This window comes from Streptomyces sp. SID10853, assembly GCF_010548145.1.
Classification (GTDB): Bacteria; Actinomycetota; Actinomycetes; order Streptomycetales; family Streptomycetaceae; genus Streptomyces.
Map to the genome: position 1 here is coordinate 1 of NZ_JAAGLN010000281.1, position 8,382 is coordinate 8,382.

Annotated in this window: 9 protein-coding genes; 4 read left to right on the plus strand and 5 right to left on the minus strand. The window is 71.6% G+C overall.

Going from position 1 to position 8,382, the window contains the following annotated elements:
• The coding region (locus tag G3I19_RS32050; protein WP_164267229.1) for a LysR family transcriptional regulator at positions 1 to 305 on the minus strand (305 nt) is incomplete at its 3' end.
• 169 nt (positions 306 to 474) lie between these two features.
• Here G3I19_RS32050 and bla point away from each other — a divergent pair.
• Positions 475 to 1,401 (plus strand): class A beta-lactamase, encoded by a 927-nt coding sequence (gene bla, locus G3I19_RS32055; RefSeq protein WP_343235270.1) that lies wholly within the window; start codon positions 475 to 477, stop codon positions 1,399 to 1,401.
• 67 nt (positions 1,402 to 1,468) lie between these two features.
• Here bla and G3I19_RS32060 read toward each other — a convergent pair whose 3' ends face one another.
• Entirely contained in the window at positions 1,469 to 2,089 is a 621-nt protein-coding gene (locus G3I19_RS32060) for an L-threonylcarbamoyladenylate synthase (protein ID WP_164267230.1), read from the minus strand.
• A gap of 179 nt (positions 2,090 to 2,268) precedes the next feature.
• Between G3I19_RS32060 and G3I19_RS32065 the strand changes: the two genes are divergently transcribed.
• The 3 genes from G3I19_RS32065 to G3I19_RS32075 all read left to right on the plus strand — a co-directional run bounded on the left by G3I19_RS32065 (position 2,269) and on the right by G3I19_RS32075 (position 4,214).
• Positions 2,269 to 2,637: a helix-turn-helix transcriptional regulator gene (locus G3I19_RS32065; RefSeq protein ID WP_164267231.1), complete on the plus strand. Its 369-nt coding sequence runs from the start codon at positions 2,269 to 2,271 to the stop codon at positions 2,635 to 2,637.
• Positions 2,634 to 3,602, plus strand: a complete 969-nt coding sequence (locus G3I19_RS32070) for a permease prefix domain 1-containing protein (protein ID WP_164267232.1) — start codon at positions 2,634 to 2,636, stop codon at positions 3,600 to 3,602. Before G3I19_RS32065 ends, G3I19_RS32070 begins: the two co-directional genes overlap by 4 nt.
• 180 nt (positions 3,603 to 3,782) lie before the next feature.
• Positions 3,783 to 4,214, plus strand: coding sequence for a nuclear transport factor 2 family protein (locus G3I19_RS32075; RefSeq protein WP_164267233.1), 432 nt, complete (start codon positions 3,783 to 3,785; stop codon positions 4,212 to 4,214).
• A gap of 121 nt (positions 4,215 to 4,335) precedes the next feature.
• On the opposite strand, the gene G3I19_RS32080 is transcribed toward G3I19_RS32075, so the two are convergent.
• The 3 genes from G3I19_RS32080 to G3I19_RS32090 form a co-directional block, all read right to left on the minus strand.
• Positions 4,336 to 5,847: an MFS transporter gene (locus tag G3I19_RS32080; RefSeq protein WP_164267234.1), complete on the minus strand. Its 1,512-nt coding sequence runs from the start codon at positions 5,845 to 5,847 to the stop codon at positions 4,336 to 4,338.
• 51 nt (positions 5,848 to 5,898) lie between these two features.
• Entirely contained in the window at positions 5,899 to 7,314 is a 1,416-nt protein-coding gene (locus tag G3I19_RS32085; RefSeq protein WP_164267235.1) for an amidase family protein, read from the minus strand.
• Positions 7,315 to 7,709: 395 nt separating this feature from the next.
• On the minus strand, positions 7,710 to 8,382 hold a 673-nt coding region (locus tag G3I19_RS32090), incomplete at its 5' end, for a hypothetical protein (protein WP_203600782.1).

Here is an 8,382-nt window from a genome sequence, read left to right on the forward strand (position 1 = left end):
GCAGGCACCTCGGGCGCCACGCCCAGCCTGAGCCCCCGCCCGTCGGCCCGCTCACGCACACCGGCCTCCCGCAGCTCCGTGAGCGCGGTCAGGGCGCGGCGGGCGTGCGGCAGCAGCAGGGCTCCCTCATCGGTGAGGGTGACACCCCGGTCGCGGTCGAACAGCCGGACACCCAGCAGGGTCTCCAGCCGGCGCAGCCCCTGGGACAGCGGTGGCTGGGTGATGCCCACACGCAGTGCGGCGGAGCCGAAATGCTCCTCCTCCGCCAGCGCGACAAAGATCTCCAGATGCCGTTCGGTCAGCAACATGCCCTCCGACGTGCGCAGATATCAAGCCTGAATCGACCTGAGCCCGAGAGTGTATTCGACATGGCTCCGGGCCGCCGACTTGACTGTGTGCCGGTGGAACCGGGCCCCGCCACCGCTCCTGCGCGGCCCGGAACATCCTGACCACGCGACGAGGAACGAGGCCATCGTGCAGATCACCGAAGCTGTTCCGTCCCGCCGGACCGTACTGGCCATCGGCGCCGGCACGGCCCTGGCCGCCCTGGTGCCCACGGCCGGCCGGGCCTACGCCGCACCGCCCGCTGACGGTATCTCCGGGCGGTTGAGGGCGTTGGAGCAGGAGTACTCGGCGCGGATCGGGGTGTTCGCCCGTGACACGGCCACGGGTGCGACCGTGCAGTACCGCGCCCGCGAGCGCTTCCCGATGTGCTCGGTGTTCAAGGTGCTCGCGGCGGGGGCGGTCCTGCGGGACCTCGACCGGCACGGCGAGTATCTGGCCAGGCGCGTCCACTACACCGAGGAGCTCGTCGAGAAGTCGGGCTACACCCCGGTCACCGGGAAGCCGGAGAACATCGCAGGCGGCCTGACCGTCGGCCAGCTCTGCGCCGCCGCCGTGAGTGAGAGCGACAACGCCGCGGGGAACCTTCTGCTCAGCAGGCTCGGCGGCCCCACGGCGATCACCCGCTTCTGCCGCTCGACGGGAGACTCCACGACGAGGCTCGACCGCTGGGAGCCGGAGCTGAACTCGGCCGAGCCGTGGCGGACCACCGACACCACAAGCCCCGGTGCCGTCGGGACCACGGTCGCCCGGCTCGTCATCGGCCGGGTGCTGACGCCGTATCACCGCGAGAAGCTGACCGGCTGGCTGACGGCGAACACCACCGACGGCGAACGCTTCGGAGCCGGCCTGCCCGCCGACTGGACCCTGGCGGACAAGACGGGCGGTGGCGACCAGTACGGCGTCGCCAACGACGTGGGCGTCGTGTGGCCACCGGAACGCCCGCCGCTGGTGCTGTCGGTGCTCTCCACCAAGTACGACCCGCAGGGCCCGACGGACAACCCGCTGGTGGCCAGGGCCGCCGCGCTGGTCGCCGAGGTGCTCACACCAACGGCCTGACCACAGGGGCCGGTTGGGTGCGGTCGCTGTCCGGGCCCGGTGGCTGTCCGGGGCCGGTTGCGCGGTCCTACTCGAACCGCGAGGTGTCGCCCGCCCCGCGGCGTACGATCTCGGGCTCACCGCCCGAGAAGTCGATGACCGTGGTCGGCGCGGTCCCGCAGTCGCCCGAGTCGACCACGGCGTCGAGCACATGGTCGAGCCGCTCCTTGATCTCCCAGCCCTGCGTCATCGGCTCGTCCTCGTCGGGCAGCAGCAGGGTGCTGGAGAGCAGCGGCTCACCCAGCTCGGTGACCAGTGCCTGAGCGACGACATGATCGGGAATCCGCACACCGACCGTCTTCTTCTTCGGGTGCAGCAGCTGACGCGGCACCTCCTTCGTCGCCGGGAGGATGAACGTGTAGCTGCCCGGCGTCGCCGCCTTGATCGCCCGGAACACGTCATTGTCGATGTGGACGAACTGCCCCAGCTGGGCGAAGTCCTGGCACACCAGGGTGAAGTGGTGGCGGTCGTCGAGGTTCCGGATCGAGCGGATCCGGCTGATGCCGTCGCGGTTGCCCAGCTGGCACCCCAGCGCGTAACAGGAGTCCGTCGGATACGCGACGAGCGCGCCGGAGCGGAGACTCTCGGCCACCGTGCTGATGGTGCGCCGCTGCGGATTGTCCGGATGCACGTCAAAATACTTCGCCATCCGTCGAGCCTACGCGGTCGGCGGCCCGGGTGACGGCGGCTCGTCGGAGGCGGATTCCGGCCCCTGGGTGTGCCGCCCGCCGCTCTGCCCTCACCCCGCCTCGCAGGACCCGTCGGACTCTTCTCTCACCCATCATTGTCGCTGGACGATAGTGTGTGCCACACAGTAACGTGTCGGTCGTGACTGAATCTGAGTTGCTCGACACGCACCGTCAGGAGCTGCGCCGCGGCTCCGTGGTGCTCGCGAGCCTGCTCGCACTGCGAGAACCCGAGTACGGCTACCGGCTGCTGGACGTACTGGACCGCGCGGGGGTGCCCGTGGCGGCCAACACGCTGTATCCGCTGCTGCGCCGGCTCGAGGGCCAGGGGCTGCTGCTGAGCGAGTGGGACACGAGCCAGGCCCGGCCGCGCAAGATCTACCGCACCACCGGCGAGGGCGTCCTCCTGGCGAAGGCGCTCCAGCACGAGTGGCTGGCGATCGGCACAGCCCTGGCAGGTCTCGACCCGGAAGCCACGAAACGGGAAACCACGGAAGGAGAAGAGCGGTGACCGCCACCCTGACCGACCGCTATGTGATGACCGTCGCGCGAGGCGTGCCGGAGAAGCAGCGGAGCGACATCGAGCGGGAGCTGCGCGCATCGATCGGGGACGACATAGACGCCCGCATCGCCCGCGGACAGACCCCGGACGCGGCCGAGTACGCGGCACTGAGCGATCTGGGCAACCCGGCCAGGCTCGCGTCGCGTTACACCCACGGGCCCGTCGCGCTCATCGGCCCCGACTTCTACCCGAGCTATCGGCATGCGCTGCGCGGGCTGGCCATCACGGTGCTGCCCGCGGTCTACGCGGTGCTCGCGATCGTCTGCCGCGCCCGTGGCGGGAGCGTGTGGGCGACGCTGTTCCGGCCGCTTGAGGACACCGTGACAGTGGCACTCTGGCTCGCCGTGTGTGTGACCGTCCTGTTCGCGGCCGTGGACCGGGCCGTGACCGCCAAGTCCGGCACGGGTGAGGTGCGCACCGGGTGGACACCGGATCTTCTGGCCCCCGTCCAGCTGCGCCGGGAGACCGGCCGGCGCGATGTGATCGCGGTGGGCGGCAAGGCCGCGCTCGTCATCGCGCTGCTGCTCGTGCAGAGATGGGTCTCCCCGGTGCACGACGGTTCGGGTGCGGCGGTGCCCGTCATCGACCCGGCGCTGTGGGACGGATGGATCCCCTGTTTCCTGACCCTGATCGTGCTCGCCGTCGTACTCCGGGCGGTCGAGGCGCGGCTGGGGCGGTGGAGCCCGGTGACCGCCGGTATCGACACGGCTCTCACGCTCGCCGGAGCCCTGCCGCTGGCCTGGCTGTTCTGGCAGGCGCGGGTGCTGAATCACGCGCTCCCCGGCGCCGGGGGTGCACTCACCGCCCACGGCAGCTGGATCTCCTGGGCGGGTGTCCTGTTCGCCGCTGTCGTCGTCCTTGCCCGGCTCACGGACATCTGGCGCGGCCGCAGGCCCGCCGCCCACCGGCCGTAGCGCGCACCGCCCACCGGCAGGGCATGCGTGCGCACCGCCGGAGGCGAGAAAGCTGCCCCGGTCTCCCGGTCAGCGGGAGAACACGGGGCCCGGACTCCCCTCCTGTGTTACGAAGTTACGAACCCTGGGCGGCGCGCACTGCGCCCAGGGCCACGGGCCTGCGAAACGACAGGAGCGACGATGACCGACACCCTCGACGACCGCCGGCTGATCACCGAACGGCTCGCCCGCCTCGCCGCGGCGTTCGACACCCGGGACTGGGAGGAGGCCGCCGCCGCTTTCACCCCTGAGGCGTCCGGTTACGGGGCGACCGGCGTGGAGAACGTCGTCGCTGTCGTCAGACGCCATCTGGGCGGCTGCGGCCCCTCCCAGCACCTGCTCGGCAACCACCGGGTGACCGTCGACGGCAACCGCGCCAGGTCGCTGACGTACGCGCGCGTCCTCCACCAGGGCGCCGGCTCGATGGCCGACCGGTTCTACGAGTGCTGCGGTGAGTACGACGACCACTGGCAGCGCACGCGGGGCCAGTGGCTGCTGTGCGAGCGCCGGTTCACCGTGACGATCCAGACCGGTGACTTCGGCGTACTGCGTCCGGACCCGGCGCCGGCCTGACCGGGTCACGGGCTGCTCGCCGGAACCCGGCGGGCAACCGTCGTACGAGTGGAACGGGCCGCCCGGCCGCGGTGGGAGACCGCGGCCGGGCGGCCCGTTCGATGGCGCCGGACTGCCGGGCTCAGCCGGCGGCCTCGGTCGGGGACAGCCGCAGGTCGTCCTGCGGCCGGATGAGATCGTCGCCCGGCTCGTCGAGGCCGCCCTGCGAGGGGGCACGGCCGTGTTTCATGACCAGGGCGACCGCCACTCCGATGACGCCCACCAGCGCCGCATACCCGTAGGCGTGGGTGAGTGCGCTGTCCGCGTACACCACGGCCCGGGTGGTGGGATCGACCGTCAGGACGTGGTCGGACATGACCACGCCGGTGATCGCCGTCGCGACGGCGCCGGACAGCATTGCCGTCATACCGGCGACCGAGTTGCCCATCGCGCTCTGCGAGACGGGCAGGGCGTCCTGGACGAGGTTGGCGTTCGACGAGTGCAGGAACCCGACGGCACAGCCGCCGGCCAGGCTCACCAGCCCTATCTGCCACTGCACGGTGAACAGCCGGGAGGCCAGGAACATGACCAGGAGGAACAGCGTGCCGGAAGCGACAAGGACGTTGCGGGCGCCGATCCTCGTGGACAGGAAGCCGCCCAGCGGCCCCAGGATCATGGCGACGACGCCCAACGGGAAGGTCCAGACGGCCAGTTCGGTGGCCGAAAGCCCCGCGCCGTAACTGATGCCCGGGATGCCGGCCGGTGTCCGCAGCATGGTGGGGCTGATCAGGGCGTGCGCGTTCATCATGTACGACACGCACACGACGGCCAGGACGGTCGGGCCGAACCTGCGGCCCAGCAGCACGTCGAGCGAGATCAGCGGCGCACTGCAGACGCGCTCCCAGAGCGTGAAACCGACCAGCATGGCCACACCGAGGATCAGCAACGTCAGTGTGGAGCCGGCCGTCCAGCCCCAGCTGCTGCCTTGGGTGATGCCGAGCAGCAGCACACCCGTGCCCGGTCCGAGGAGAACGGTCCCGATGTAGTCCACGGGCCGGTTGGCCCGCACCGAACTCTCGGGGATCGCCAGCGCGTAGACCGGCAGCAGCACGATCCCGTACAGGGCGAGGAACCAGAAGATGCCCTCGAATCCGTACTGGTCGATGAGCCAGCCCGCGAGGAAGGGGCCGGCGAGTGCCGCCATGCCGATCCCGGTCACCACGGTGCCCAGGGCTATCGGTACGAACTCACGCGGCATGATGTCGCGCACCAGGCTGTAGGAGAGAGAGACGATGCCGACGAGACAGCCCTGCATCGCCCGGCCCACCAGCAGGACGGCGAACGAGGACGCGAGCGCGCAGATGACGCTGCCGACGACGAAGACGGCGCCGAGGCAGAGGATGGCCCTCTTCTTGCCCCAGTTGTCCGCCACCTTGCCCACCAGCGGCAGGACCGTGGCGCCGGTGAGGCTGACGATGGAGGCGGCCCAGGCGATGTGGAGGGTCTTGAAGCCGGCAGCCATGTCCGGCATCGCCGGGTAGACCATGGTGATCTCGAAGGTGCCCGCCTCCGAGAGGAGGATGATCAGGACGAGCATGGCTATCGCCCGGCCTCTGGAGACCGTGGTTGAGGTCGGGGTGAGGTTCTCTGCCATCGTGATCCTTTGCCGAGGAGTGCCGACCGGGGGGAGTGGGGCTGGGATCCGTCAGTCGCCCGTACCGGCAGGGGCGCCGGCAGCCCAGGGCGCGGCCTGTTCCAGCTGTGCGGCCAGTGCGAGCAGGAGCCCCTCGCCGCTGAGACCGGCGGCGAACTGGACGCCCAGCGGCAGCCCGTCGCCGTCGTGCCCGAAGGGGACGGACATGGCCGGCATGCCGGTGACGTTGTAGACGCTGGTGAACGCGGAGTAGACGGCCGCGTGTTCGTAGATCGTCTCCGGCCGGCGTGTGTCGAGGAGGCCCAGCCGGGCCGTCGGCCGCGCGAGCGTCGGACTCAGCAGCACGTCGTACTCGGCGAACGCCTCGCCGACCTGCCAGCCGATCTCCTGCACGCGCCGCAGCGCCCGGCTGACGTCGGCGGCGGCGAGTGAGCGGTAGTGCTCGTAGAGCACCCTCGTGAGGGGTTCGAGGTCGTCGTCGGCGAGCGGCCGGCCGAGCTGGTCGAGACGGGCATCGATCTGTACGACCAGATCGCTGTTCATCAGGACGCCGGAGGCGGCGCCCACCTCGTCGGGGCGGTAGGGAGCCGTCGTCTCCGCGACCTCGTGGCCGAGGCTCTCGCACAGGCGCGCGGCCGCACGCACGGCCCGGTCCGGCTCGGGGTGCACATCGGGGCCGCCCGGCAGGGCGGTGATCAGTCCGATCCGCAGCCGTCCCGGATCGCGCCGCGCGAGAGCGGAGAAGGAGTCGGCGGCGGTGGGCGCCGCGTATGCGTCCCCCGGGAGCGGGCCGGCGGCGATGTCGAGGAGGAGCGCGCTGTCGCGCACCGTCGTTGTCACCGCGTGATGGGACGAGACCAGTCCGGACAGCGTGGTGGGCCGGGGGGAGGGGGATATCCGGCCGCGGCTGGGCTTGAGGCCGAACAGTCCGCAGGCCGCCGACGGGATACGGATCGAACCGCCGCCGTCGCTGGCGTGGGCGACCGGAACCATCCCGGCACTCACGGCCGCGGCCGACCCCCCGCTCGATCCGCCCGGCGAGTGCCGGGGGTCCCACGGGTTGCGGGTCGGTCCCCGGAGCACCGGTTCGGTACTGGCGTTGAGGCCGAATTCGGGGGTGTTGGTGGTGCCGAGGACGACCATGCCGGCACGGCGGTAGCGCTTGACGAGTTCGCTGTCGCGGGTGGCGACGACATCGGCGAAGAGCCTGCTGCCGCCGGTGGCGGGCAGCCCGGTGACCTCCATGCCGAGATCCTTGACGAGGACCGGCACACCGCGCAGCGGGCCGTCGGGCAGCCCGGCGTCCACCTCGGCGAGCGCCTCGTCGAACCGGGTGTGGATGACGGCGTTGAGTTCGCCGTTCAGCTTCTCGATACGGGCGATGGCGGCCTCGGCCACGTCCCGGTCGCTCACCTCGCCGTCCACGATCGCGGTCGCCGTCGCGACGGCGTCCCACCTGTCGGCCACTGGCTTCTCCTCACACTCGGACAATCGCGCAGCGGGGGACCGGACCCTGGGGGCGGGCGCAGCTCGCCGCACGGCGCTGCTTCGTTGTGGTCTGCGGTCCGTGGTCCTGTCGCTCCCGTGCCACGGTGCGGGGAACGGACGGAGAACGGGGCGGAGCTTTGGGGGGTGAGGGGAAGTTACGGCGCGACACGGCCGCCGATGTGACGCGTCCCACTCACCGGGAACTCCGGGGACCTGACCCGGGACCACTGATCCGGCCCATCCGGTGATCCGGCCCGTCCGGCTCCGGGCAGCGCGAAGCACCGGGCGCGGTCCGTCGTACGGGGCGCCCGGTGGCCGGAGAGGCGCCCGGTGGCCGGAGACAGGGCTCGGGGGTGCGCGGCGAGGCCGGACCGTCAGCTGTTGAAGCCGGCGTGCACGTGGTCGTGGTGGGTGGCGTCCGAGAAGAACTGGTTCGTCGTGGCTCCGCCCCCGAGCTGTACGGGGCCGCCGACGTTGTACGAGCCGGCCGCCGCCGCGGCGCGCATGAAGGACTCGATCAGGGAGCGGGGCGTCGACGTGGCGACCACCGGGTGCCCGTTGATGCGCCAGACGTCGAAGGCGCGGCCGAGCGGGTGATCGCTGGGCCGGTTGGTGCCGAAGACGTCCAGCGGATGCCCGGACCGCACGACGCTCACATCGATCCGGTAGGTGCCGGCAAGCCGGAGCAGTGCGCTGAGCGCGCTGGGGTGGACGGAGCCGCTGCGGATGTCGGCCTCGGAGGCCGGCGGCAGGCTGATGCGGCGGTCGGCGAGGATTTTGCGGGCCGTCGCGGACAGTGTCGACGAGGCGCGCCCCGGAGCCGCCGGGTGGAGCGCCGTCACCGACCAGCGTGGCCGCGCCCGGCTCAGCCGTACGTCCACCGTCGTGCCTCCGGCGGTCACCTGGCCGCCCGCGGCGCGGGTCCACTGCCGGCATACGACCAGGACGCTGGCGGAGTCGGCCAGGATGCCGCCGTACTGCGCGTCGATGACCTGGAGGGCGGCCTCGTCGGCGCCGGACAGCAACGGCCCCGCCTGGTCCGCCAGC